The following is a 25,180-nucleotide window of genomic DNA, read 5'->3' as shown; positions in this document are numbered from 1 at the left end:
TGCAGGCGTTTTTCTTTATCCGACACTCGCAGCGTGGAGCTGACTATCCTGGCTGATCGGTGCGGGAGGCAGGCGTTGGCATGAGCGCAGGTGTCATCGCCGGTGCCGGAGCGGGTGTACCCGGCAGCTGTGGCGGTTCAATGTGACGAGGTGGAATTTCCCGCCACAGCAACGCGAGCGTGCAGTCGTTGGCACGTTCCCTGCACATTCTTTCAGCCTTCCGCTGCGCGGCGTCCGCCGTCTTCTCGCCCAGTGCAAAGCCCAACGCAATCGTGCCGGTCGCTATGGCCGAATAGCCTTCGCTGGTGGTGCTGGCGGACTGACCGCAATTGCGCGATCGCGCTGCGCAGTAGTGCAGCGACTGCTGCATCGCAGTGGTGAGGGAAGACTGGTTCATCGAATAGCCGTAGCGGCCATCCTTGTCGTAGGTGATCGCAGACGCAGCACTTGCGGCTGATGAAACGGGCAACAACAGCGCCAGTGAAACCGCATGCTTCCAGTTCATCACGCTCTCCTCTTTTGCCGATGGTGAATCAACCGGTGAATGTGGCGCAACCCCGCCGGGGGGCGGGTGAGAACGCCTGCAGGCCATTTGCCCGCAGGCGCGTACCGACGCGTTCGATCGTCAGAGCTTCACCGTCACGCCCACCTGGAAACCGCGCCCGGGCAGCGGCGCGATGTACTTCAGCGGCGAGTTGTGCGGCCGTGCTTCTTGATTGAGCAGGTTGCTGCCGTTGACGAACACCTCCATGCCGGCGATGTAGCTGTTGCGTACCGGCAGCTCACGGCTGACCTGCAGGTCGACCAGGTTGAACGCATCCAGCGGCACTTCCTCGCTCACGTTGCGGCCGAGGTACTTCTGCGTGTCGTAGTAGGTGCTGGACAGCCGCGCCTTCCAGCCCTCGCGCTGCCACTGCAGGGTGGCGCCGTAGCGGTTGGTCGGCATGTTCGGCAGGTACTCGCCGTCATTGTGGGCACGCAACGAATCCGGGTGATCGGCCTTGTTCTTCACCACGTCGGCGAAGGCGGACACGTTCAACGTGCCGTAGCGGCCCAGGTCCAATGCCTGCGAGGCATCGATCTCGAAGCCCTTCACCGTGGTGTCGGTCTGCTTCCAGTACTTCAGCGGCAGGCGGTTGGCGGTCTGCACGCCCGAGTAACCCAGGTACAGATAGTTCTCGTACTTCATCCGGTACGCGGTGGCCGACAGTTCGAAACCACCAAGGTGGAACAGGCCGGTCAGTTCCAGGTTCTTCGCGCGTTCCGGCTCGAGGTTCTGGTTGCCTTCTTCCTGGGTCATCACCGAATAGTGGGCATTGCTCGCATACAACTCGTTGATCTCCGGTGCGCGCTGGGAGGACGAGTAGCGCACCTTGGCGGCGAACAACGGACCGAGCTCGACATACGATCCCAGGCTGTAGCTGTTGAGCCGGTAGTCGCGGTCCTGCAGTTTCGTGTTGGCGGCATTGCGCGCGGTCTTGAAGCGGCTTGGTTGCAGGTCATGGTCAACGCGCTCGTGGCGCACGCCAGCGTCGAAACTGGCCCAGCCGAAGTCCAGCGTCTCCTTCAGGAACACCGCGTTGCTGCGGGTGTCGACGTCAGGCAGGTAGCGCAGCGAGCCACTGCCGGTGACATCACGCGACTGGTGGCTGAAACCCAGCATGCCGCTGAGCGGACCTACGCGCTGATGGCTGAGCAGCAGCTCGGCCTGGGTGCTCTCGAAATCGTAGTCGTTGGCGCGGGTGGCACCCAGCCGCTCGCCCGAGGTGTTGTCCAGCTTGGAAACGCGCAGTTCGGCGCGCTCGAACCACGGCAGCGGATCGCGCAGCAGGGCTTCCAGTGCATAGCGTTCCTGCTTGATCACCACCCCTACCGGCAGCCCGTTGGCATAGTTGGAACCGAACGACAGGTTCTGCATCGAGAACCCCGGCACGCCGTACTCGCTGTCCTTGGCATCGATGCTGATACCCACGTAACCACGGTCGAAAAACAGGGTCGACCCGAGCGCCACCTGCGAATTTCTCGCGTAGCTGTTGCCCAACCGGTGATGGTAATCGGGCGTCACGTCGTTGTTGATCTGCTTCTGCACGTACGAAGGCGTGCCGGGTACGTAGGCCGGGTTGACCGGATTGATGTAGGTGCGGCGCTGCCAGACCGAAGTCGGATTGTTGGTGTAGAAGGAGAAATCGCCGTCGGCCCAGTCCGGGTTTTCGGTCATGAACTGGTCGATGTAGGGCTGCGACGCCTTGTTGTAGATCTGCTGGACGCGCGCTTCCTTCTGGCAGCTGTCGGCCAGCGCAGAGTTCACGCCACCGGTCGGCGGGAACAGGCGCGTGTTGCAGACACTGGCCTTGCTGTTGCCGGGGATGTCGTAGTGCGAGATGCGCTGACGCGAGACCTGCAGGTTGGTCGAGAAGTTGCGCTGGTTGTTGAAGTTCATGCGGAAGCCCTGCGCGTCGGCGGCGTTGAAGCCCTTGCGCAGGACCAGTTCCATCGACTGGTCCTTGTCTTCCATGCTGCGCGAGATCAGGCCCGAATCGATCTCCACGCTGCCGCCGATCGCATTGCCGCCGTAGCGCACGGTGTCGGAAGACTTGTTGACGGTGACGCTGCGTACGAACAGCGGATCGAACGGGATGTTGATGTCGCCGCTGATCGCGTTCATCCCGAGGATGGACTGGCCGTCCTGCAGGATCTGCACGCGGTTGCCGCTGAGGCTGCGGATGACCGGGGCCCCCGCGTTCGGCCCGAAAGCACTGTTCTGCACGCCGGAGACGTGTTCGAGCAGGCCGCCCAGGGTGCGGTTCTGCGCCTGTGGGTTGTCGACGGTGACCCGGCTGTCGATACGGGAGGGCTGGCTGGCCTGGACCTGGAGGGTGGGGAGGGTGGGTTCGTCCGCGGCCTGGGCGCTGTGGACGGCGAACAGAAGGGCGGTAGCAAGGAGATGGCGACGCATGGCACGGTCCGTGAAATTGACGTGAAATGTTATAACGTAACCGTTCAGGTCAACAAGAGCGGAAACCGCCTCGATTCAATGGGGCAGGGTGCTTTGGCCTCTCGGGATGGGACGGAGTCTCCCTCGTTCAGCGCACCGCCTTGCGCGTGCTGCTGGCGACCGGCACGATCTGGGCACTGCCCCGCAACGCCCCACGCAGAGCTTCCTCATTCAAACGGAGCCCCGTATGAAGCTGTTGTCCGCTGTGTTGTTGTCTGCGCTTTCGCTCTCCGCCGTTCCGGCGCTGGCGGTGGAAGCTTGGCCCTCACCGTTGCTGGGGCGCTGGTCGCTGGATATCGCCACGTCTGCGTTACCCGAAGCACAGCGCCCGAAGCAGGTGGTGCTGGAGTTCAAGGACGCCGGTGCGGGGCGGTGGAGTTCACACGTTGACATCGTCCTGCACGACGGCAAGACGATGAAATCCGACGGCACGTTGGCGCTGGACGGTACGCCCGGGCCCTTGTCCGGCACCTACGGCGCGGACAAGGCCAACCTGAAACTGCCGGCGCCGAATACCCTGGTGATGCAGCTGGTGGACCATGGCACGCCGGCCTCCACCCGCATCTATACCGTGGCGGCGGACCGTACGACGATGACCGAGACCAAGGCGTTCTACGGCCACGACGGCACGCCGATCCTGCAGACCAACCTGTTCAAGCGGATACCGTAGCGGCGCCGCCTGCGCCATGCCCACGGGGAGGGAATCCGCGGGCATGGCACCGGCAGCCTTACACCGAGGCCGGGTCGCGCTTGCCGGTGTCGGTGCCGTACTTGTCGATGGCCTCCTGCATCCGCGAGCGCTCGATGCGGCCTTCGTCGGCCAGCGACTTCAGGGCGGCCAGCACGATGAAGTGGCGATCCACTTCGAAGAACGTGCGCAGCGACTCACGCGTGTCGGAACGGCCGAAGCCATCGGTACCGAGTGCGATGAAGCGGCGGTCGTTGATGAAGGGACGGATCTGGTCGCCGACGATCTTCATGTAGTCGGTGGCCACCACCACCGGGCCATCATGGCCCTGCAGGCACTCCTGCACGTAGGGTACGCGCGGTTCCTCAGCCGGGTGCAGCAGGTTCCAGCGTTCGGCGGCCAGGCCGTCGCGGCGCAGTTCGGTCAGGCTGGTCGCGCTCCACACATCGCTGGCGATGCCGAAGTCCTGCTGCAGCAGTTCTGCCGCGGCTTCCACTTCGCGCAGGATCGAACCGCTGCCCATCAGCTGCACGCGTGGCTGCGAGTCGCTGTCGGCGGCCGCCGGGTGCAGCAGGTAGAGGCCCTTCAGGATGCCGGCCTCGGCGCCTTCGGGCAGTGCCGGCTGCGGGTAGTTCTCGTTGAGTACGGTGATGTAGTAGTAGATGTCTTCCTGGTCGACATACATGCGGCGCAGGCCGTCATGGATGATCACCGCCAGCTCGTAGTTGTAGGTCGGGTCGTAGGACACGCAGCTGGGAATCACCGACGACAGCACGTGGCTGTGGCCGTCATCGTGCTGCAGGCCTTCGCCCATCAGCGTGGTGCGGCCCGACGTGGCACCGAGCAGGAAGCCGCGGGTACGCGCATCGGCAGCGGCCCAGGCCAGGTCTCCGACGCGCTGCAGGCCGAACATCGAATAGAAGATGTAGAACGGGATCGTGGCCAGGCCGTGGTTGCTGTAGGCGGTACCGGCGGCGATCCACGAACAGATCGCACCGGATTCATTGATGCCTTCCTGCAGGATCTGGCCGTCCTTGGCTTCCTTGTAATAGCTCAGCTGGCCGGCGTCCTGCGGGGTGTACAGCTGACCCAGGTAGGAGTGGATGCCGATCTGGCGGAACAGGCCTTCCATGCCGAAGGTGCGCGATTCATCGGGCACGATCGGAATCACCAGCTTGCCCAACTCCGGGTCCTTCAGCAGGCTGGTGAGGATGCGCACGAAGCCCATGGTGGTGGATTGGCCGCGATCGCCGCTGCCCTGCAGCTGGGTGTTGAAGATCGACAGCGGCGGCAGCGGCAGCGGATCGACCTTGGCCAGGCGCGCCGGCAGCTGCCCACCCTGGATGCGGCGGCGCTCGGCGAAGTAGGCTGCTTCGGCGCTGTCCGGTTCCGGGCGCAGATAGGGCATCTCCTCCAGCTGGTCGTCGCTGACCGGCAGGTTGAAGCGGTCGCGGAAGGCGCGCACCGCATCGGCGCTCATCTTCTTCAGCTGGTGGTTGATGTTCTGGCCTTCGCCGGCTTCGCCCATGCCGAAACCCTTGACCGTCTTGGCCAGGATCACCGTCGGCCGGCCGCTGGTGTTCACCGCCTGCTGGTAGGCGGCGTACACCTTCTGCGGATCGTGGCCACCACGTGCCAGCGCCCAGATGTCGTCGTCGCTCATGTGCGCGACCAGCTCCAGCAGCTCGGGGTAGCGGCCGAAGAAATGCTCGCGCACGTAGGCGCCGCTCTGCGACTTGAAGGTCTGGTAGTCGCCGTCCACGCATTCCATCATGCGCTGGCGCAGCAGGCCGCTGTGGTCGCGGGCCAGCAGGTCGTCCCAGCCACTGCCCCAGATCAGCTTGATCACGTTCCAGCCGGCCGCGCGGAAGGTGCCTTCCAGTTCCTGGATGACCTTGGCGTTGCCGCGTACCGGACCGTCCAGGCGCTGCAGGTTGCAGTTGACCACGAACACGATGTTGTCCAGCCGCTCGCGGCCGGCCAGGGAAATTGCCGCCAGCGATTCGGGCTGGTCCATCTCGCCGTCGCCGAGGAAGGCCCAGACCTTGCGGCCCTGGTGTTCTTTCAGGCCGCGGTATTCCAGGTAGCGCATGTAGCGCGCCTGGTAGGCGGCGGTCAGCGGGCCCAGCCCCATCGACACGGTGGGGAACTGCCAGAACTCCGGCATCAGGCGCGGGTGCGGATACGAGGACAGGCCTTCGCGACCGGCTTCGCGGCGGAAGTTGTCCATGCGCGCTGGATCGATGCGGCCTTCCACGTACGCGCGGCCGTAGATCCCCGGCGCGGAGTGGCCCTGGATGTAGATCATGTCGCCGTCGAAGGTGTCAGTACGGCCACGGAAGAAATGATCGAAGCCCACGTCGTACAGCACAGCCGCCGACTGGTAGGTGGCGATGTGGCCGCCGACGTTGGAGTGCTTGCCGGCACGCAGCACCATCACCATCGCGTTCCAGCGGATCATCGCGTTCAGGCGGCGCTCGATGGCCAGGTCACCCGGGTAGGCCGGCTGGCGCTCGGGCGGGATGGTGTTGACGTAGGCGGTCCAGGCACGGGTATGCAGGTCGCCGTGCTGCCGGGCGTCCAGATCGCTCAGCTGGTCGATCAGGTAGTGCGCGCGCGGCCGGCCGCCGGCCTGCATCACCGCCTCCAGCGATTCACGCCACTCCTGGGTTTCCAGTGGATCGGTATCGAAGGGAATGAGGGCTTGGTTCATGGCTGTCTCCAGAGGGCGCCGGTCGGACGTCTGCCTGGGCGACAACACCGGCAGGGCGCACGGCACTGGAGCGGGGTCGCAACGGCGGGCGCCGTGACGCGAAGGGCGACCGTGGCGGCCACCGAGAAGACAAGCGTAGGCCTGCCCCCCACGCTTCGGTAGGCGTGCAAGGCTTGGGTCTCTGGCAAGCAAGGGTTGGTGCCGCGCGCCGTATCATGGGCCGATGCGCTGGGCGCGGCCACTGATCAGGCCGGGGACAGCCCCGGCAGGAACACCGGGATGATCGCCACGCCGACGCCCAGCAGGCACCAGGCGACGATGGGCAACCAGCGCGCCAGGCGTTGGGCGGGTTCCGGTGCACGACGACCGCCGATCCACAACAGCAGCGTGAGCACACCCAGCGCATAGGCGAGGACGACGATCACCGGATGCACATGGATGACCCGGCTGGGCGGCCACATCTGCTGCTGGTAGGCGGTGGTGTGGGCGACCAGCAGCAGGAACAGCAGGCTGCTGAAGGTGTTGATGGCGGTGCGTGCGTTGATGGGAGCACTCCTTGTGCGGGCTGCCGGGACATTGCAGGGGCCGCATTCTAGCGGCTGCCTGCCGGTCGTTGAAACGCCACTGTCATCGATGGCGGTCACCCTGCGGGGCTTTCCAGCCTCGGGGTGGTTGGCCGGCCGTGAACAGCGTGAGGATCTGGGAGAAGAGCTACGAACTGCGGCGCCGGCTGCTGCGTGGCTTCTTCCTGCGTCGCGGTTCGGCCAGCGAGGATGCCGAAGACCTGGCGCAGGAGGTCTACCTGCGCCTGCTGCGCAGCACCGGCGAGGATGCCGATGCGGTCGAGAACCCGGAAGCCTACCTGTTCACCGTGGCGGCCAACCTGGCGCGCGAGCATGCGCGCGCGCGGTCGTCGCTGCCGCCGCTGGAAGACGTCGACCTGCTGGCCGAAGTGCTGAAAAGCGAAGAAGACATCGAAGGCGAATTCGAGCGTGCGCAGCGCTGGAACGACATCCGCAGCACCATCGCACGACTGCCGGCGACCACGCGGCGGGTGATGGAGCTGCATTACCGCGACGGGCTGGACTGCCCGCGAATCAGCCAGCAGCTGCAGGTGTCGGTGCACATGGTGCGCAAGCACATCGGCAAGGGGCTGGAGGCATGCAGGAAGGCGCTGGGCGCCAGGGAGCTCACATGAACCGGACCTCATCGCCCGTGGCCGACGACACGATCGCCTGCGAGGCCATGATCTGGTTCCTGCGCAATCGCGAGGGGCCATTGGATGAGGCCGGGCGCCTCGCGTTCCTGGACTGGATGAAGCGCTCGCCGGAGCACGTGCGCGCCTACATGCACGCCCTTGCGTTGCACCGGCAGGTGGGCGAGGCGCTGCAATCGCCGTTGCCTGACGACGCGGCGGTTCCACCGCGGCAGGTCGCCGCCAAGGTGGTACCGCTGTTCGGTAGCGTGCACGCGCCGCCGCGCGCTGTGCCGCGTCGCGGTCGTGCGCGCTGGTGGGTGGCGGCTGCCGCAGCCTGTATCACCCTGCTCGGCGTGGGCCTGGTTCCGCAGGTGATGCCCACCGAGCAGCTTTACAGTGCCGGACAGGGTGAACTTCGCGACCTGGTGCTGCCCGACCAGACCCAGGTGCGGCTCAACGCGGACAGCCGCCTGCGGGTACGCATGGGCCGGTTCAGCCGCAAGGTGGAGCTGCTGCAGGGTGAGGCAACGTTCGACATCGCCCGCGACCGCCGTCCGTTCGAGGTGGCGGTGAACGGTCTGGAGATCCGCGACATCGGCACGGTGTTCGATGTATCGCGACGGCTGCAGAGCACGCGCATCGGCGTGGTCTCCGGCGAGGTGGAGGTATGGAGCCTGGGTGTGGACACCCGGCGTCTTGCGCAACTGGGCGAAGGCCGGGTGGTGCAGGTCGACGCGCGCAGCCATGCGGTCGAGTCATTGGACCTGCCATTGTCGATGCTGCTGGACTGGCAGCAGCGCAAGGTGTCCTTCCTCGACGAGCGGCTTGACGAGGTGGCCGCTGCCTTCAACCGGCACAACCAGGTTCAGGTACGCGTGCTGGACGAAGGTGCGGCATCGGCACGGTTGTCCGGCAGCCTCGATGCGCATCGCATCGGTGCGCTGGAGGCCTTCCTCGAACGCGACCCGCGCTTCGTGGTGAGGCGCGAAGGCGACACCGTGCGGGTTGGCAGCCGCTGAGGCCCGTGCGGTCGTGGACTGTCAGAAAAAATTCATCGAATCCGCGTTCTCCACTTCGGTGGATGCCGGCTCTTACTTGGGAGAAGCCGCTGCCGATCCGCGCAGGGGCACCTGCTGCCTTCTCTCTTCCAAGGACCCGTGATGCGCAACACGCTCTACCTGTCGATCATCCTCGCCCTGTCCCCCTGCAGCGTGCCGCTGGCCTTCGCCGCCGGTGCCGATGGCCTGGAGGCGCGTATATCCACGCCGATCGCGGCGCAGCCGTTGGCGCGTGCGCTGGAGCAGCTGTCGCGCGGTTCCGGGGTGCAGTTCCTGTACTCGGCCGGCGGTGATGCCCGCATGGCCGGTGCGGTGCCGCGCGGTGCCACCGTCAGGCAGGCGCTGGACGCGCTGCTGGCCGGTACCGGCCTGGGGTACACCGTGGTGGATGGCAATGTCATCGCCATCGATCCGGCGCCAGCTCGCAACCAACCGAAGCCGGCCGCGCCGAAGCCGCGCGAGGCCGAGGCAATGGTGGCGCCGACCCTGGACACGGTGAAGGTGATTGCCGCACATGAGGTCATCGACCAGAAGAAGTCGTCGCCGGTGATCAAGGATTCGGTGGTGTATGACGAGATGGACAGCTACGGCGACGAGACCCTGGCCGAGAGCCTGATGGCCGCTCCAGGGCTGAGTGCGGTGGAGGATGCCGGCGAGCCACGTTACGTGACCGTGCGCGGCGTGCAGGCCAACCTCAACTACACCACCATCGATGGCATCGCGATTGCCAGCGTGGGGGGCAGTGGCTCGGGCGAGCGCATGAACAACCTGCAGCTGATTCCCAGCGACATCGGCACCCGTACCGACATCTACAAGAGCTTCAGTGCCGAGCAGGCACCGGATGCGATCGGCGGCGTGATCGACATCATCAGCCGCAGTGCCTTCGACCGGTCAGGCAAGTACGTGTTTGCCGATGTGGCAGGCATCTATTCCACCGCCGAGACCAACGTCGAGCGCAGCGCAGGCGGCAACCACGAGACCCTGGGCCACTTCGGCAAGAGCGCCAAGATGGTGTTCTCCAACCAGTTTGGTGTCGACCAGGAGTTTGGCATCGTTGCGGTGGCACGCTACGAGCAGCGTTCGCGCAACAGCGTCAAGCGCTGGGTGGAGTCGAACTACTACTACAACGACGCTGGCAAATACCTTACCGACGGTACCACGGGCCCGGACCAGGCCAAGGGCTGGAACGGGCTGCGTGCGCCTGGCAACTTCAGCACTGGCACCTATACCAACTTCATCACCAACTTCGGTGGCTCCGCCAAGCTTGAGTGGAAGCCCTCGGATGATCCGTTCTACGCATCGTTGCTGCTGTATTCGTACCGGTTCTACGAGAACTCGACGATGAACAAGACGGATCTGTACGGCAACGCCAAGTTTCCGGTCCGCAACCAGACCGAAGACAGCGGCACCACCCAGATCAACAGCATCTACATCAAGAACCGCCACGACCGCTGGGACCGCAGCAACCGTGGCGCCATCGCCAGCTTCAACTGGGACATGGGTGACCGTTCGCGGCTGACCCTGCGCGGTGGCCATACCGAAGAGACCTTTCACAACAGCCAGGTCTACTGGGGCGTGCGCGCCTATCCAAGCAATCTGTTCGTCGACTACGAGAACGACAGCCACGGATTCCCCAACGCGGTGGCCGTTTCCGATTCCAGCCTGCTGACCAGTTCCGCATTCAAGCTCAATCCGGCGCAGGCCTACGTCTCCCCGCGCGATGCCAAGGAGAGCATCGACAACCTGCGCGCCGACTTCAGCTACAACATCGACGCCGATGCGAGAGGTTTCGGCCTGGCCGCCGGCGCCGAGTACCGCCACCTGAAGATCTGGCAGGACATCGACTTCGACTATTTCAAGAGCAGTGCCACGCTCAACGACTACCTGTATCCGGGTTCGACGCTGCTGGGCAGCGTGCCGGGCTTCCCGCTGATCGACAACCGCAAGTGGAACGAGCAACTGCTGCCGAAACTGGGCAACAACAATGCGGCGTATCCGAATGCCAACTTCACCAGTGACTACAAGTACGTGGAGGACATCACCAATGCCTATGTGTCCGCGCACTACGCCTGGGACCGGCTGCTGCTGATCGGCGGCCTGCGCTACGACCACACCCGCTTCGACGCCTACAGTCCGTTCAGCGATGATGGCGGCACTACCTATACCTCCGCCTTCCGCAATACGAGTGGTGGCTACAACAACCTGCTGCCCTCGTTGAATGCGACGTTCAAGCTCACCGAGGACCAGCGCCTGCGCTTCTCCGCCAGCCGCACGCTGGGCCGGCCGACGCCGAGCAACATCGCCCAGGCCACCAGCACCAGCTGTGGCGATGACGAGGAGGGCAGGGGCTTCTGCAGCATCAAGCAGGGCAATGCCGACCTGCAGCCGCGCCGTTCCACCAACATCGACCTGGCGTGGGACCTGTATTTCAACGGCAACAACGGCCTGGTCTCGGTGGCGCTGTTCGACAAGGTGATCAAGGACGACATCTACACCCTGACCACCTTCGAGAACGTGGGTGATACCCGCTACCGGGTGACCCAGCCGATGAACACCGATGAGTCCAAGCTGCGCGGTGTCGAGTTCGCGGTGGCCAACCGCAACCTGCAGTGGGGCCGCCAGCGCTTCGACATGTACTTCAACGCCACGCGGCTGGAAGGCCAGACCAACTACCGCATCAGTGATGGCACCGAGCGCCGCCTGGACCGGCTGCTGTACCAGCCGGACTGGTCGCTCAACGGTTCGGTGATCTGGCGCATGCCGTGGAAGAGCGCGCAGCTGCGCCTGTCCGGCACCTACCGCAGCCGGATGCTGGTCGACTTCGGCGACACCCAGTGGCTGGATTCGTACTACGACCCGTACATGACCTTCAACATGGGCTTCAGCCACAAGGTCAGCAAGCACGTGACGCTGAAGTACGAGGCCAAGAACCTGTTCAACACCCAGCCGACCTACAGCACCGGCCCGAACGGGCGCTTCCGTACCGAGATCGACGACTACGGCCGCTTCTTCTACTTCCACATCATCTACAACTGAGGGCACAGCCGTGGAGACGATCAATCGCAGGCGATTCCTGGCCCTGGCCGGCCTGTCCGCTGCCGGTGCCTGGATGGGCACGGCACACGCGCTGGCCGCGCAGGGCGATGCCACCGCGCTGAACCCGCGCAACCTGCTGGCCAAGCCGCGCTTTGCCAGCACACCCTTCACCCTGGGCGTGGCCTCGGGTGATCCCTCGGCCGATGGCATGGTGCTGTGGACGCGCCTGGCGACCGAACCGCTGGTGTTCGGCGGCGGCATGCCGACCCGGCCGATGCTGGTCGAGTGGCAACTGGCCGCAGACGAAGGCATGCGCAGGGTGGTACGCCAGGGGACGGCGATGGCGCATCCCGAACTCGGCCACGCCGTGCACGTGGAGCTGGACGGGTTGGCGCCCGGACGGCCCTACTGGTACCGCTTCAGTGTCGGTGGCCACGCCAGTGCGGTCGGTTGCACCCGCACGCTGCCCGCAGCCACGGCCGCGGTGGATCGCGTGCGCTTTGCGGTGGCCGGTTGCCAGCACTACGAAGAAGGCCACTACACCGCGTGGCGGCGCATTGCCGAGGAACCGCTCGATTTCGTCTTCCACTATGGTGATTACATCTACGAAGGCGAAAGCCAGCCGGGCCTGCGGAAGATGAACGGCCAGCCGTTCACCAACCTGCGCAACCACGTCGGCCCGCAGATCTACACGCTGGATGATTACCGCCGCCGCTACGCCCAGTACAAGAGCGATGCGGACCTGCAGGCCGCGCATGCGGCGGCACCGTGGTTCGTCACCTTTGACGACCACGAAGTGGACAACAACTGGGCCGGCGCCGAAGACCAGGATGACACGCCCAGCGAAGTATTCCTGCTGCGCCGCGCACAGGCGTTCCAGGCCTACTACGAGAACATGCCGTTGCGCCGTTCGGCATTCCCGCGCGATGGCCACATGCAGATGTACCGACGTGCACGCTACGGCACGCTGATGGACCTGCACCTGCTCGACACCCGCCAGTACCGCAGCAAGCAGGTGAACATGGCGCTGCGTGACGAGGTGGAATCGCCGGAGCGCAGCATTGTGGGGGCGAAGCAGGAGCGCTGGCTGTTCGACGGCCTGGCCGATGCCGCACCGCGCTGGCACACCATTGCCCACCAGGTGGCGCTGGGCAAATACATGCGCGAGAAGGACGGGGTGGTGCAGTCGTCCGACGACCAGTGGTCGGGCTATCTGGACAGCCGCCGGCGCCTGCTCGACCACATCCAGAAGGTGGGCTTCGGCAACGTGGTGACCGCCTGCGGCGACGCGCATCGCCACTATGCCAGCGATCTGGTACAGGACCACCGTGACTCGGGCGTGGTCTCCAGCGAGTTCCTCGCCACGTCGATCACCTCCGGCGCCGATGGCCAGGGTGTGGACGCGTATGCCAGGAACCAGCTTGCGCACAGCCCCTATCTGAAGGCGACCACCGACAAGCGTGGCTACGTGCTGTGCGATGTCACCCGCGATGCGTGGATCGGCGACATGAAGACGCTGGATACCGTGATGCAGCCGAATGGCGCGGTGCAGAGCTGGAAGCGCTATGCGGTGGAGCACGGCCGGCCGGGGCTGCAGGAGGCCTGAATCTACCGCTCTACAGAGATCCTTCAATCCTGCTCGAACCGCAACGGCTCGCTGCCCATCGCCGGGTCACTGGTGCCGGGGCGCCCATCCTCGGCGCGACCGGCCAGGCGCAGCATGCTCTCGCCCGCGCCGATCTGCAGGTCATACCAGCCCGCCGTGGGCGTTGCGTCCCACGCCAACGCGGTTTCTGCGTGTGCGGGTAGTACCAGCGCCTGATCGGGCATGTGCCCGGCATAGGCACCAGGCTGCACACGCACCTGCTGCGCGCCGTCACCCAGGTTGCGCAGCCGCAGCCGCAGTTGGCCATCCGTGCGATCAATTGAAGCCTGCAGCGCAGGATCCTTGGCCGCCCCCTGGAAGTGGCGGTGGAAGCCGTTCGGGCCCAGCAGCCACAGGTCATAGCGGCCCTGGGCATCAAGCGGCCAGCGCTCGCGCAGCGCCATGCCCGGGAGCAGCGTGTAGCGGCGCGGCACCGCATCCAGCCGCAGCCGGTCGTAGACATGCAGCACTGCCGCCGCGCCTTCGCAGGATAGCGCCAGATCCACGCCCGAGGCGTCCACCGCAGCCATCGATGCCTGCGGCCGATAGGGCAGGGCGCGCGCCGGGCGTATGCCGACTTCCTGCTTCGCTGGTTTCAGCCCCTCCGGCAGCGCGGGCACGGTTCGCCCTGGCAACGCAGCGGCGCGTGCGGCCACCGCGCTCACGTCGGGCAGGCCGCGTACGAACGGGCGGGTATCGCGCTGGGCGAAGTCGAAGGCACCCGTCAGGTCACCGCAGACCGCGCGGCGCCACGGCGAGATGTCCGGTGCGGCCACGCCAAAGCGGCGTTCGATCAGTCGAATGACCGAGGTGTGGTCGTAGACCTGCGAGTCGACCCAGCCACCCCGACTCCATGGCGAGATCACATACAGCGGCACGCGCGGGCCCAGTCCATACGGGCGGCCGCGCAGTTCGGCGGCATCGTACTTCTCGTCGCCCGGTGCGGGATGGCGGTGGTATTCGCCCTCGGTACTGACCGAGGACGCACCCGCCCAGCCGCCATCCACCGGCGAAGGCGGTGCCGGTGGCGGCATGTGGTCGAAGAAGCCGTCGTTCTCATCGAACATCAGCAGCAGGGCGGTGCGGCTCCAGACTTCCGGATCGGCAGTCAGCGCATCCAGCACGCGCGCGGTATAGGCCGCGCCCTGCGCCGGACTGGAGGGTCCGGGGTGCTCGCTGCCGGCCGCGTCGGCGATGATGAAGCTGACCTGCGGCAGGCGCCCGTCGAGTACGTCCTGGCGTAGCTGTGGCAGGCCACGGGTGCTGACCCCGCGTGCGCGCAGTTGCGGGTCATGCCCGGGTGCAGCACTGTACGCCCGACGGAACGCCTCGAAGCCGGCCAGCGGGTTGTCGGTGAAGTTGTCCGCCATGTCCTGGTAGATCTGCCAGGACACGCCGGCCGTCTGCAGGCGCTCGACATAGCTGGTCCAGTGGTATGACGCCGGATGCCCGCCGTGTTCGGGGAAGTTGTCATGCGAGTTGGCGATCACCGGGCCGCCGGCGCGGGCCTGTGCATCGTTGTGGCCGGTCCACAGGAATACCCGGTTCGGATTGGTGCCGGCCTGCATCGCGCAGTGATAGGCGTCGCAGATCGTGAACGCATCGGCCAGCGCGAACTGGAACGGCATGTCGCTGCGCTGGAAGTAGCCCATGGAGTGGTTCTGCTTGGCCTTCGGCCAGTGCCCCATGCGCCCGTGGTCCCAGGCACGCTGGGCGTCTGCCCAGGTGTGCGGCGTGCCTTCCACCCGCATGTAGCCGAAGTGCGCGGCGGTATCCAGCGGGAACGGTGCGATCGCCCGCGTGCCACTGGCATCGGGCTGCAGCCACAGGTTGCGCGCGCGGCCACCGGCCTGCAGCGCGGGGGCCGGGGCCACGAAGCGGTCACCGAAACCACGTACGCCCGGCAGCGTGCCGAAGTAGTGGTCGAACGAACGGTTCTCCTGCATGAACACCACGATGTGCTGCAGGTCTTCGAGGCTGCGCGTCTGCGCGGCGGGGGCGATCGCTGCGGCCCGGGCGATGCTCGGCAGCAGCGGAGAAAGGCCGGCGGCAACGCCGGCCTGCAACAACCGGCGTCGGCCGATATCGGTCACGGGCTCACTCACAGGTCCACGCGGAAGGAGATGCCGACGGTGCGCGGGGCGCCGATGAAGGCGTTTTCACGGCCGTCCACCCCCGCAAGATACCGCTTATCGGTGAGGTTGCTCACCACCAGGTTGGCACCCATGCCCTTCAGGCGCGGCGACAGGCCCTGCAGGTCGAAACCGATGTTGGCATTGAACACGGTGGCCGAGGGCAGCTTGTTGACGTTGGCGGCATCAAGGTAGCGCGTGCCCAGGTACCGTCCGGAGAGGCCGAAGTTCCAGTTGGCGCCCTGCCAGTCGGCCGACAGCACTAGGGTGTTCTCCGGCTGGCCGATCACCTTGGCGCCGTCGACGATGCCCAGCTGGGTATCGCGGGCGGCATTGCCACTGCCCAGGTATTTGGAGCGGTTGTAGGTGTAGGCCGCGTTGATCCGCCAGCCATTGTCCCACCCATAGCCGAACGCCGCTTCCAGGCCGTTGCTTTCCACGCCACCGAAGTTCTCATAGACGCCGTCGGTCTCGCCCAAGTAGTCGATGCCGCTGACGAAGCCCGCCGGCAGGTAGACGATGCGGTTGTCGAACTTGATGTTGTAAAGCGTGACCGAGGCGGTCAGCGGCCAGCGGCTGATGCGCATGCCCACTTCGATGTTGTCGGCGGTCTCCGGTTCGACATTGCGGAAGCGCTGCGGATCGGTCTCGCCAAGTACGCCTGATGGAATGGCGGCGAAATTCTGCGAGAAGCCGGCGAACAGCTCCATGCCTTCCACGCCCGGTGCCCAGGTGAAGCCGGTGGACAGCAGCGGATCGGACCTGGAATCGGATTTGACGTGCTCGCTGGCACCGATCACGCGGCGGCGCGATTGGTCGACGAAGAACTGCTTCACGCCCACGCGGGCACTGAACGGCCCGAAGCGGGCCACGTCCTCGACGTAGTACATCTGCTCGTCAACCTTGTACTTGTCCTCGAACTGCACCCAGTACGGCTGATGGTCGAAGGCGATGTCCTGGCCGACATTGAGCAGGCGGTGCCAGTCACGGCGTGCCGAACGGTCCAGCTTCTCCACCCACAGGCCGCCACGGATGGTGTTGTCGATCGCACCGAAGGTCTGCCGCCATTCGACGTCGGCGGTCACGCCCATGCGGTCGTTGTCGTAGTGGGTGTGGCGGTAGGACTGCGCGCCCAGCACGTTGCCCGCGTAGCAGTTCGGATCGTACTCGGCGGTGAAGCCCAGGCGCGGGGTGCAGCTGGCCAGGCGCTGCGCGGCGCTGCCATCGGGATTGACGAAGAAGATCTGGCCACGGTTGCTGCCGCCGTACACGGTCCTGCCACCGAGATATTCCGATTCGGGGCGGCCCGCACCCTCATCGCTGACCTGCGCCAGGTAGGGTGGCAGCCAGTCGCCACGACCTTGCATGCGGTGCCCGTAGGCGGCCACCGAGGCCTTGAACCCGTTGCCGCCGTCGAAGGCCGCACGCAGGTAACCAAAGGTGTTCTCGCGCAGCGCACGCGAGCCGGAACGGTAGTTCTGGTCCAGATACGGAATGCCGGTGAGGGTGCCGACCAGGTTGTCGCGATCCGGATTGGTGGCAAAGCCCTTCGGTGAGACGCTGGTGTATTCCGGCTCGTCGGCATCGTTGTAGGACAGGTAGCCGGTCAGGGTCCAGCGATCCAGTTCGGTGATGAACTTGCCGGCGATGTGGTCGTTGCTGGCGTGGCCGGTGCCGTCGATCCAGTCGTGCACCTTCGACGAGGAGGCGCTGATCCACGCGCGGGTGTGGCCGCCGAGCAGGCCGGTGTCGTAGCGCACGTAGTACTTGCGCGCCTCGTTGTCACCGGCACCGACCACGAAGCGCAGGCGGCTGTCCTGCAGCGGGTCGCTGGTGAGGAAGTTGAGCGTGCCGCCCAAGGCCTCGTTCGAGCGCGAGGAGATGTCAGCGGTGCCCTGGCTGACTTCCACCGTTTCCAGGTCCAGGGTGTCGATGTAGCGGTTGGCCAGCGAGCCGCCGCCGTAGCCGGAGCCGCCGTTGGGCAGGCCGTCGATGGTGGTGCCGATCTGCTGGGTGTCGCGGTTGGTGACGAAGCCACGCATGCTGATCTGCGTACCCCAAACCGACGAGCCGGTGGCATCGGCTTCGCTGACCACCACGCCAGGTACCTCGTTGAGCGCGTCGTTGACGCTGCTCATCACGGTCTGCCGGTTCAGCGTTTCCGCACGCACCGAAGTCTTCGCATAGCTGGTGGCCTGGCCGATCACCTGTACCTGGTCGAGGGTACGCGCATCGCTGCTGCGCGCTTCGCCCGTATCGCCCTGCGGTGCTTCTGCGAGGGCGTCCAGGGTGGGGGCGATCAGCAGGGCAAGCAGCGAAACACGGGGAAAGCGCGCAATCGTTCGCATTGATACCGGACCTTCAGAGGGAGGAAACCCCGGAGTGTCGGCAGCGCCAATGACATCGGCATGACGTGCCAGCGCAGGAACGATGGCACTGTGGGGGCGGTCACGACCTTCGGGTATGCTCGGCGCTTCAATGGACCTGAGGTGGTGGCGATGCAGAAGCGATCGACGATCTGGCTGGGCGGCGCAGCCCTGGTGCTGCTGGCAGGATGCAACCGGACGCCCTCGGACGGAGAGGTGGTACCGCCTGTGCCAGCTACGGCGGACGAGACCGCAGCACCGGCCGCCGCCCCAGCCGGTTCAACAGCCGCCGCCGATGGCGCCGCACTCACCGACCGCGAGGGCAAGGCTGTGCCGCTGGTGCCCTTCGACCCAGCCAGCGTGCCGCTGAGCGACGCCCCGCTGGGCAAACTGCCGTTCTTCAGCCTGCCGCCGGGCTATGCGTCGCAGAACGCCCACCCACGCGCCTGGGCGCGCTTCCCGTTCCGGATGGGCAACGGCGTGCATTGGGTGGAAGGCCCGAGCTGGTCGGCACGTATCGTGACCGACGGCGATGGCGCACCGGACAAAGCGTTTTCCGCACTGGAAGTACAGCGCAACTTCGACGGCGTGATCACCGCCGCCGGTGGCCGCAAGGTCTTCGAAGGCGCGCTGCTGCGCGACATCTACTACGGCCCGCAGCTGGAAGGTGAGATCGGAGGTGGTTTCATCGATGCGGTGAACGGCGAGCAGGAGGCTCCCACCACGGTGTACGTGCTGCGCCAGGCCAATCGCACCGTGTGGTTGCAGCTGGCAGTGGACAGCAATGGCGCTGGACTTGTGGTCGTGGACGAAGTGCCGTTCAAGGCCACCGCGCAGTGGTCGGACAGCTTCCCGCACCTGTCCCTGCCGGCCGGTTATCGTGACCGGAACAAGCCCGAGCAGCGTGATTTCGATGCCTTCCCGTTCTGGACCGGCGATCAGTTCGAACTGGTTGAGGGCCGCACCTTCGCTGCCGATTTCGACAAGGGCGAGCGCGAGTACTCGATGCAGGAAGTCCGTCGCAATCTCGAGGCGATGATGGCCCAGGTCAACGGCACCAAGGTGTTCGAGGGGCGCATCCCGCACGAAGCGGCCGAGGGCGTACCGAAGCAGGTGCAGTCGTCCTACGGCAATGCGACCAGCTACAGCTGGGACAACTACGACACCGTGATCTACCGCGTGGATCTGGCTGATGGTCGCCAGGTGTGGGTGCACGCGCGCCTGGAATACCTCAGCGCAGGCTGGGTGGTGGCCGAGCGCAAGGGCTTCACCCAGACCGCGGCGCTGTTGCCGGCCGATGCGTTGAGGAAGAAGCTGGACAGCGATGGCCGCGTGGCGATCCAGGTCAACTTCGCCACCGACAAGGCGCAGATCCTGCCGACGTCCGAACCACAGCTGGCGCAGGTGCTGGACCTGCTGCGCGCCGACCCGTCGCTGAAACTGTCGATCGAAGGCCACACCGACAACAGCGGTGCGGCCGCGCACAACCGCAGCTTGTCCGAGGATCGGGCGCGGTCGGTGCTGGCCGCGCTCACCGCAAAGGGCATCGCCGCCGACCGCCTGCAGGCGGTCGGATTCGGCGCCGACAGGCCGGTGGCTGACAACGGCAGCGGAGAAGGCAAGGCACGCAACCGGCGGGTCGAGCTGGTCAAGCGCTGACCCACGGGGTGCTCAGTACCGCGCGTCCTTGGGTTTCGGGTCGCGCGGCCAGTCCTTGGCCTTGTTGGCGAAGTCCGGGCGTGGCTGGTTGATGAAGTAGCTGGCGATGTCCACCGCATCCTGGTCGGGCATCACCTGCTGCCCAAGCGGGGGCTCGCGGGTCACCGCCGGTGGCATGTTGTGCTTGACGAAGCCGGCGGCCTTGTACAGGCGCGCCATGCCGGCGCCGATGTTGAAGCTGTGGTCGCCCCATAGCGGCGGGAAGGCGATGTCACCGCTGGCGTCGCGCCGACCTTCGCCGTTGTCGCCATGGCAGGCGGCGCACTGCACGGCGTACAGCGCCTGGCCGCGGACCGGGTCCGGGGGCAGCGTGCTGTCGATCGGTCCCTCACTGGGGGCGGCTACCTTTGCACCTTCTGGCACAGGACTGCTCAACCACGTCATGTAATCGAGCATCGCGCGCATCTGCGGCGAGTCCTTCGGCAGCGGCTTGCCGTTCATCGAACGCTGCAGGCAGCCGTTGATGCGCTCGGTCAGCCCGATCACCTTGCCCGGACGCGGCATGTAGCGCGGATAGGCGCCGCCGCCGGTATTGAAGTAGTGATTGCCGAAAGGCCGCTTGCCCTCGGCCATGTGGCACGAGTTGCAGTTCAGATCGTTGCCGACATTGTCCGGCAGCAGCCGTGCGGTCTCGTTGAGGATACGGCGGCCGAGCATCACCGATTCGGCATTGCCGAGCCCGGCGATTTCTTCGGCGCTGGGCGCATGGTAGTGGCCGACCACCTTGCCCTGCGCATCGAGGATATCGATCGTGCTGGCCACGGCGGCATCCAGGTCCGGGAACAGATGACGGTAAGCGAGGGTGCCGGCCCCGGCCAGCATCACGAGGGTGATCGCACTGCCGATCAGCAGGCGGAAGCGTTTGCGCGAACGTTTCATCGTGCGGCCTCCTGCGGAACGTAGTGCACCGGCTTGTCGCGCACCACCCGGCGCATGCGCGCCACGTCGACCTCGCTCACGGCACTGGCCTGGTTGCCCCAGCTGCTGCGGATGAAGGTCAGGATCTGTGCCAGCTGCGCATTCGGCAGCTGCTCGAAGCCGGGCATGGTGAAGGCCATGCGGTCATGCGGGGTATGCGGCGTGCGGCCGCCGATCAGGGTCACCTGCACCAGCGAGCTGGGGTCATCGGCGAACACGATCGAGTTGCCGGCCAAGGCTGGATAGACGCGCGGCATGCCGCGCCCGTCGGCGCGGTGGCAGGCCTGGCAGTGCTCGGCATAGGCCAGCGAACCGGCCACGCGGTAGTCGCCGCTACGCAGTGCGGCGGTGGTGGTGTCGGTACCGGGCGACCACTGTGCGCTGCGTCCTTCGCGGGCGGGCAGCTGCTTCAGGTAGCGGGCCATCGCCAGCAGGTCGGCGTCGGACAGGTACTGCGTGCTGTGCTCGACCACGTCGGCCATGCCGCCGAAGGCTGCCGAGCGATCGGTGCGACCGGTGCGCAGGAAGTCGACGATCTCGCCCTCGCTCCAGCTGGCCAGGCCGGTCGACTCGTTGCGCAGGTTCTTCGCATACCAGCCTTCCAGTACCGAGCCGGACAGGAACTGGCGGCTGCCATCATCGGCCATGGCCTTTTCCTGGAACGCCAACCCGCGTGGCGTGTGGCAGGCACCGCAGTGGGCCAGGCCTTCCACCAGTTCGGCGCCGCGCTGCTGGCTGGCATCCAGCGACGGATCCGGGTTGAACGTGCGCGGGCGTGCGAACAGCAGCTGCCACCAGGCCAGTGGCCAGCGCATGTTGGCCGGCCACGGAATCGTGCTGTCGGCGTTGTCCTGCTTCACCGGTTGCACCGAGCCCATGAAGTAGGCGTACAGCGCCTTGATCTCGGCGTCGCTGGCGATCACGTACGAGGCGTACGGCATGGCCGGATACAGCGGCTGCCCATCGTGGCGGATGCCGCGACGTACCGCGCGCTCGAAGTCGGCGTAGTCGTAGGCGCCAATGCCGGTGTCCGGATCGGGCGTGATGTTGGTCGAGTAGATCGTGCCCATCGGCGTCTGCATGCCGAGGCCACCGGCGAACGGCTTGCCGCCGGGCGCGGTGTGGCAGGCCGCGCAGTCGGCCGCGTGCGACAGGTATTGTCCCTGCGCGATCAATGCCGGATCGTGGATGTCGACCTGCGCGGCCTGTCGCGGTGCGAACCAGTAGGGCGTGGTGCGGGCGACGCCGTAGGCGGCGGCCAGCGTGGCGGCCAGGGCAATGGCGAGCTTGAACGAGGTGCGCATGGCGGCACTGTGGGCAATCCCACGCGCGCGTTCATTGATCCGGATCAATGACTGAACAGATACAGCTTGTACACCAAGCTGAATCGTTCCTGCGTTGTCATCAAGCCGTCATCCATGCGCGATAGATGGCCCACGCGCGCGTCGCTAACCTGCCACGCTGTCGCACCTTTTCCCCGATTGCCCATGAAGCGCCTGCTGCTGTTGTTGCTGGCGTGCGCCGGCCTGTGGCTGGCTGCATGCTCGTCCTCGATCAATGCCTCGTCCACCTCGCTCGCCGATCGGCTGATCGCGCCGGGTGGCGTATCGACCCTGCTCGATCGTCCGCGCATTGCTGCGGCCATTGCCGAACTGCCCAATCGCCACGGCTTCGCGCCGGGCCGCGATGGCGTGCCGATCTTCTGGCGTGTGTTCGATCCTGGCGATTACGGCGCGCGTTACCACTACCTGCCGCAGCGCCACGAGAACGGCCTGCCGCTGGATACCGGCCTGAGCCTGGCAGTACCGCAGCCGTTCCGCGCGCAGGCACCGCGCGGCACCGTGGTGCTGCTGCACGGCTGGATGATGAATGGTGATTCGATGCTGCCGTGGTCGTTGCAATTGGCCGAATCCGGCTACCGCGTGGTCACGCTTGATCTGCGCAACCATGGACAGTCCGGTACCGGGCCGTCGGGCTATGGCACCTATGAATCCGACGATGTGGTGGATGTGATCGGCGAGCTGCGCGCCCGTGGTGAAGTGACCGGCCCGCTGTACCTGTTCGGCGTGTCCTATGGCGCCGCCACAGCGGTATTCACCGCCGACAAGCTCGGCGACCAGGTGGAAGGGGTGGTGGCGATGGAATCGTTCGCCAATGCCGGTGTGGCGATCCGCACGATGATTCCGCACCTGATGGGACTGCAGCCGGAAGGCCTGAAGGCGCAGGCGATGGCGTCGTACGCGCGCTGGCGCTACGGCGGCCAGGACATCAACCAGGTGATCGCCGCCGCCAGCCGCCGTATCGACGTCGATCTGGACCGCGTGGATGTAGCGCGCGCGCTGGCCGATACCCGCGCCTGCGTGCTGCTGCTGCACGGGCAGGGCGACCAGCACATTCCGGTCAGCCAGGGCCGCGAACTGGCCCAGGCCAATCCGCGCGCGCATTACATCGAGATGCGCGGCGAGGACCACATCACCCTGCCGCTGCGGCTGGACCTGCTGGCCGGCGTGGTCGACGACTGGATGGCGCGCGATGAGCGCCACCCGAAGAGCGCCTGTCCGGCCCCACAGCTGCCGGCCCAGGCCGAATGGCTGGCCCACCGCTGAGAAAAGGGGACGGAGGGGATTAAGTCGTTTCCCGCACAGCTGGGCCAGAAACGACTTAATCCCCTCCGTCCCCTATTTCTGTCAGGCCACCCGTCTTGCCAGCGAGCGGGCAGACGCTGCGACGCCCAGCAGCAGCGCGGCCACGCACAGGAAGGCGAAGCCGAGGCTGGTGGCGTGTGCCAGTGCACCGATCGCTGCCGGGCCGGCGAGGATGCCGGCGTAACCCAGCGTGGTGACTGCGGTGATTGCGATGCTCTCCGGCATCACCCGCTGCTGGCCGGCCATTGAGAACAGTGCCGGCACGATGTTGGCGCAGCCCAGCCCGACCAGCACATAGCCCGCCAGCGCCACCGGGAACGAGGGCACCAGCGTGGCCAGGGTGAAGCCTGCTGCGGCGGTGATGCCGCCGAAGACCAGGGTGCGGGTGCGGCCGAGGCGCTCGACGATGCCGTCGCCGAACAGGCGCATCGCGGTCATCGCCAGGGTGAACAGCGCGAAGCCGGCGCCGGCCTGGTCACGCGGCACCTGCCGCACTTCGGCCAGGAACACCGCGCTCCAGTCCAGCATCGAGCCCTCGGCGAGGAACACCACGAAGGCCAGCACGCCGATGAACAGCACCACGCCGTGCGGCAGCGCCAGCAGTGGGCCGTCGTGCAGGATCCGTTGCGGGCGCCAGTGCGGCGCCGACAGCACCGCGACCAGCAGCAGTGCCGCCACCGAAACCAGCGCGGCCAGCCACAGCGGTGTACCCAGGATCAGCAGGCCGGTCATGCAGCCGGCGCCGACGAAGCCACCGATGCTGTAGAAGGCGTGGAAGCCGGACATCATCGCGCGCCCGGCGTCGCGCTCGACCGCGACCGCCTGCATGTTCATCGCACAATCCAGCGCACCGACGCCGGCGCCGAACACGAACAGCGCCGCGCCCAGTGCCACCGGCGAAGGCGCCAGCACCAGCAGGGGCAGGGCGCACAGCATCATCGCGCAGGTGATCACCATCACCCGGCGGCAGCCCAGCCGCCCGGTCAGCGCACCCGCCAACGGCATCGCCAGCAGTGAGCCGAGCCCGAGGCACAGCAGCACGGCGCCGAGGCTGGCGTCGGACAGTCCGGCCTTGGCCTTGGCGTAGGGCACCATGGGCGCCCACGCGGCGGTGGCGAATCCGGGAATGAAGAAGGCGGCGCGGGTGGCGTGCTGCTGGGCACGTGGGGATGAAGGCCTCATGCGCGATGCGAAGCTCCAGGGAACAGTCATGAAAACGATTTCAGACTGACTCGGCAAGTGCCATGCGCGACATCGGGCGACGCATACGATTGCAGTGACCCGATTGCGTCACCAGCGATTAACGCCACGCGCGGACAGTGGCTGCACGGTCTGCATTCCGCCGGCCGCTGCCGGAGACCTGTACATGAGCACGACACCGACCATCCTCCTCGTCCATGGCTTCTGGGGCGGGGCCGCACACTGGGCCAAGGTGATCCTGGAACTGCATCGCAACGGCCACGACCGTGTGCAGGCGGTGGAACTGCCGCTGACCTCGCTGGCCGACGACGCAGGGCGCACCCGGAAAATGATCCGGCAGATCGACGGGCCGGTGCTGCTGGTCGGCCACTCCTATGGTGGCGCGGTGATCAGCCAGGCCGGTAACGAACCCAACGTGAAGGGCCTGGTCTACATCGCCGCGTTCGCGCCCGATGCCGGCGAGAGTCCCGGTGGCATCACCCAGCAGCACCTGCCGGAGGCGGCGCCGAACCTTGCGCCGGACAGCGATGGCTACCTGTGGCTGCGTGCGGACAAGTTCCATGAGAGCTTCTGCCAGGATCTGAGCGAGGACGAAGGCCGGGTGATGGCCGTTACCCAGAAGGCACCGCTGGCCAGCACCTTCGGTGATGCGGTCAGAGACCCGGCGTGGAAGCACATGCCGAGCTGGTACCAGCTGTCCCGCCAGGACCGCATGATCGCGCCGGAAAACCAGAAGGCCATGGCCGCAAGGATGCAGCCCAAGCGCCTGCTGGAGCTGGATGCCAGCCATGCCTCGCTGGCTTCGCAGCCGAAGGAAGTGACCGCGCTGATCCTGGAGGCCTGCGCCGCCATTGGCGGCTGATCCCG

Annotated in this window: 17 protein-coding genes; 8 read left to right on the top strand and 9 right to left on the bottom strand. The window is 66.3% G+C overall.

Translation table 11 applies throughout. The annotated features are described in order from the left end of the window. Positions 1-43: 43 nt before the first annotated feature. Both AC5P7E_RS14250 and AC5P7E_RS14245 read right to left on the bottom strand, forming a co-directional pair. Positions 44-505, bottom strand: a complete 462-nt coding sequence (locus tag AC5P7E_RS14250) for a DUF4189 domain-containing protein (protein ID WP_005412939.1) — start codon at positions 503-505, stop codon at positions 44-46. A gap of 120 nt (positions 506-625) precedes the next feature. Continuing rightward, positions 626-2,956 carry a TonB-dependent receptor domain-containing protein gene (locus tag AC5P7E_RS14245; protein ID WP_114618633.1) on the bottom strand — a complete coding sequence of 777 codons (2,331 nt, stop codon included), beginning with the start codon at positions 2,954-2,956 and terminating at the stop codon, positions 626-628. A gap of 226 nt (positions 2,957-3,182) precedes the next feature. Between AC5P7E_RS14245 and AC5P7E_RS14240 the strand changes: the two genes are divergently transcribed. Continuing rightward, positions 3,183-3,665, top strand: a complete 483-nt coding sequence (locus AC5P7E_RS14240; protein WP_005409028.1) for a hypothetical protein — start codon at positions 3,183-3,185, stop codon at positions 3,663-3,665. Between the two features lie 58 nt (positions 3,666-3,723). Here AC5P7E_RS14240 and aceE read toward each other — a convergent pair whose 3' ends face one another. Both aceE and AC5P7E_RS14230 read right to left on the bottom strand, forming a co-directional pair. Beyond that, positions 3,724-6,396, bottom strand: a complete 2,673-nt coding sequence (aceE, locus tag AC5P7E_RS14235; RefSeq protein WP_114618634.1) for a pyruvate dehydrogenase (acetyl-transferring), homodimeric type — start codon at positions 6,394-6,396, stop codon at positions 3,724-3,726. A 245-nt stretch (positions 6,397-6,641) separates the two neighbouring features. Then, a complete protein-coding gene (locus AC5P7E_RS14230; protein ID WP_005409030.1) occupies positions 6,642-7,040 on the bottom strand; it encodes a hypothetical protein in 399 nt (132 codons plus the stop codon). Positions 7,041-7,078: 38 nt separating this feature from the next. On the opposite strand from AC5P7E_RS14230, the gene AC5P7E_RS14225 reads away from it, so the two are divergent. From AC5P7E_RS14225 to AC5P7E_RS14210, 4 genes are all read left to right on the top strand, one after another. Next, on the top strand, positions 7,079-7,594 hold the full coding sequence (locus tag AC5P7E_RS14225; RefSeq protein WP_005409031.1) for an RNA polymerase sigma factor: 516 nt from the start codon (positions 7,079-7,081) through the stop codon (positions 7,592-7,594). Further along, a complete protein-coding gene (locus tag AC5P7E_RS14220) occupies positions 7,591-8,613 on the top strand; it encodes a FecR family protein (RefSeq protein ID WP_114618635.1) in 1,023 nt (340 codons plus the stop codon). The genes AC5P7E_RS14225 and AC5P7E_RS14220 overlap by 4 nt, the downstream gene beginning before the upstream one ends. A gap of 141 nt (positions 8,614-8,754) precedes the next feature. Beyond that, positions 8,755-11,688, top strand: a complete 2,934-nt coding sequence (locus AC5P7E_RS14215; RefSeq protein ID WP_076739277.1) for a TonB-dependent receptor — start codon at positions 8,755-8,757, stop codon at positions 11,686-11,688. A 10-nt stretch (positions 11,689-11,698) separates the two neighbouring features. Next, positions 11,699-13,294: an alkaline phosphatase D family protein gene (locus AC5P7E_RS14210; RefSeq protein WP_114618636.1), complete on the top strand. Its 1,596-nt coding sequence runs from the start codon at positions 11,699-11,701 to the stop codon at positions 13,292-13,294. Between the two features lie 23 nt (positions 13,295-13,317). Here the strand turns inward: AC5P7E_RS14210 and AC5P7E_RS14205 are convergent, their stop codons facing one another. Beyond that, the gene (locus AC5P7E_RS14205; protein WP_114618637.1) at positions 13,318-15,426 is read right to left on the bottom strand and encodes a phosphocholine-specific phospholipase C; all 2,109 of its coding nucleotides are present in this window, start codon (positions 15,424-15,426) and stop codon (positions 13,318-13,320) included. A gap of 8 nt (positions 15,427-15,434) precedes the next feature. Continuing rightward, positions 15,435-17,813 (bottom strand): TonB-dependent receptor, encoded by a 2,379-nt coding sequence (locus AC5P7E_RS14200; protein WP_114618638.1) that lies wholly within the window; start codon positions 17,811-17,813, stop codon positions 15,435-15,437. Positions 17,814-17,963: 150 nt separating this feature from the next. On the opposite strand from AC5P7E_RS14200, the gene AC5P7E_RS14195 reads away from it, so the two are divergent. Continuing rightward, positions 17,964-19,490 (top strand): OmpA family protein, encoded by a 1,527-nt coding sequence (locus AC5P7E_RS14195; protein WP_114618676.1) that lies wholly within the window; start codon positions 17,964-17,966, stop codon positions 19,488-19,490. Between the two features lie 12 nt (positions 19,491-19,502). Here the strand turns inward: AC5P7E_RS14195 and AC5P7E_RS14190 are convergent, their stop codons facing one another. Both AC5P7E_RS14190 and AC5P7E_RS14185 read right to left on the bottom strand, forming a co-directional pair. Beyond that, positions 19,503-20,429, bottom strand: a complete 927-nt coding sequence (locus tag AC5P7E_RS14190) for a c-type cytochrome (protein ID WP_111174226.1) — start codon at positions 20,427-20,429, stop codon at positions 19,503-19,505. After that, entirely contained in the window at positions 20,426-21,772 is a 1,347-nt protein-coding gene (locus AC5P7E_RS14185; RefSeq protein ID WP_111174227.1) for a c-type cytochrome, read from the bottom strand. Before AC5P7E_RS14185 ends, AC5P7E_RS14190 begins: the two co-directional genes overlap by 4 nt. Before the next feature lie 183 nt (positions 21,773-21,955). Here AC5P7E_RS14185 and AC5P7E_RS14180 point away from each other — a divergent pair, with 183 nt between their 5' ends. Continuing rightward, positions 21,956-23,074, top strand: coding sequence for an alpha/beta fold hydrolase (locus tag AC5P7E_RS14180; protein ID WP_049459638.1), 1,119 nt, complete (start codon positions 21,956-21,958; stop codon positions 23,072-23,074). An 81-nt stretch (positions 23,075-23,155) separates the two neighbouring features. Here AC5P7E_RS14180 and AC5P7E_RS14175 read toward each other — a convergent pair whose 3' ends face one another. Then, entirely contained in the window at positions 23,156-24,295 is a 1,140-nt protein-coding gene (locus AC5P7E_RS14175; protein ID WP_114618639.1) for an MFS transporter, read from the bottom strand. Positions 24,296-24,479: 184 nt separating this feature from the next. On the opposite strand from AC5P7E_RS14175, the gene AC5P7E_RS14170 reads away from it, so the two are divergent. Then, the gene (locus AC5P7E_RS14170) at positions 24,480-25,175 is read left to right on the top strand and encodes an alpha/beta hydrolase (protein ID WP_114618640.1); all 696 of its coding nucleotides are present in this window, start codon (positions 24,480-24,482) and stop codon (positions 25,173-25,175) included. Positions 25,176-25,180 lie beyond the last annotated feature (5 nt).

The sequence above is a fragment of the Stenotrophomonas sp. YJH_SMC_25 genome (assembly GCF_059369595.1).
Note: the sequence above shows the minus strand (reverse complement) of the source record. Positions and strands in the feature narration are given on the sequence as shown.

Bases quoted from the DNA above. Each gene is read 5' to 3' on its own strand.
- AC5P7E_RS14250 (WP_005412939.1), bottom strand. From the start codon at position 505: ATGAACTGGAAGCATGCGGTTTCACTGGCGCTGTTGTTGCCCGTTTCA.
- AC5P7E_RS14245 (WP_114618633.1), bottom strand. From the start codon at position 2,956: ATGCGTCGCCATCTCCTTGCTACCGCCCTTCTGTTCGCCGTCCACAGC.
- AC5P7E_RS14240 (WP_005409028.1), top strand. From the start codon at position 3,183: ATGAAGCTGTTGTCCGCTGTGTTGTTGTCTGCGCTTTCGCTCTCCGCC.
- aceE (WP_114618634.1), bottom strand. From the start codon at position 6,396: ATGAACCAAGCCCTCATTCCCTTCGATACCGATCCACTGGAAACCCAG.
- AC5P7E_RS14220 (WP_114618635.1), top strand. From the start codon at position 7,591: ATGAACCGGACCTCATCGCCCGTGGCCGACGACACGATCGCCTGCGAG.
- AC5P7E_RS14215 (WP_076739277.1), top strand. From the start codon at position 8,755: ATGCGCAACACGCTCTACCTGTCGATCATCCTCGCCCTGTCCCCCTGC.
- AC5P7E_RS14200 (WP_114618638.1), bottom strand. From the start codon at position 17,813: ATGCGAACGATTGCGCGCTTTCCCCGTGTTTCGCTGCTTGCCCTGCTG.
- AC5P7E_RS14195 (WP_114618676.1), top strand. From the start codon at position 17,964: ATGCAGAAGCGATCGACGATCTGGCTGGGCGGCGCAGCCCTGGTGCTG.
- AC5P7E_RS14190 (WP_111174226.1), bottom strand. From the start codon at position 20,429: ATGAAACGTTCGCGCAAACGCTTCCGCCTGCTGATCGGCAGTGCGATC.
- AC5P7E_RS14185 (WP_111174227.1), bottom strand. From the start codon at position 21,772: ATGCGCACCTCGTTCAAGCTCGCCATTGCCCTGGCCGCCACGCTGGCC.
- AC5P7E_RS14180 (WP_049459638.1), top strand. From the start codon at position 21,956: ATGAAGCGCCTGCTGCTGTTGTTGCTGGCGTGCGCCGGCCTGTGGCTG.
- AC5P7E_RS14175 (WP_114618639.1), bottom strand. From the start codon at position 24,295: ATGAGGCCTTCATCCCCACGTGCCCAGCAGCACGCCACCCGCGCCGCC.
- AC5P7E_RS14170 (WP_114618640.1), top strand. From the start codon at position 24,480: ATGAGCACGACACCGACCATCCTCCTCGTCCATGGCTTCTGGGGCGGG.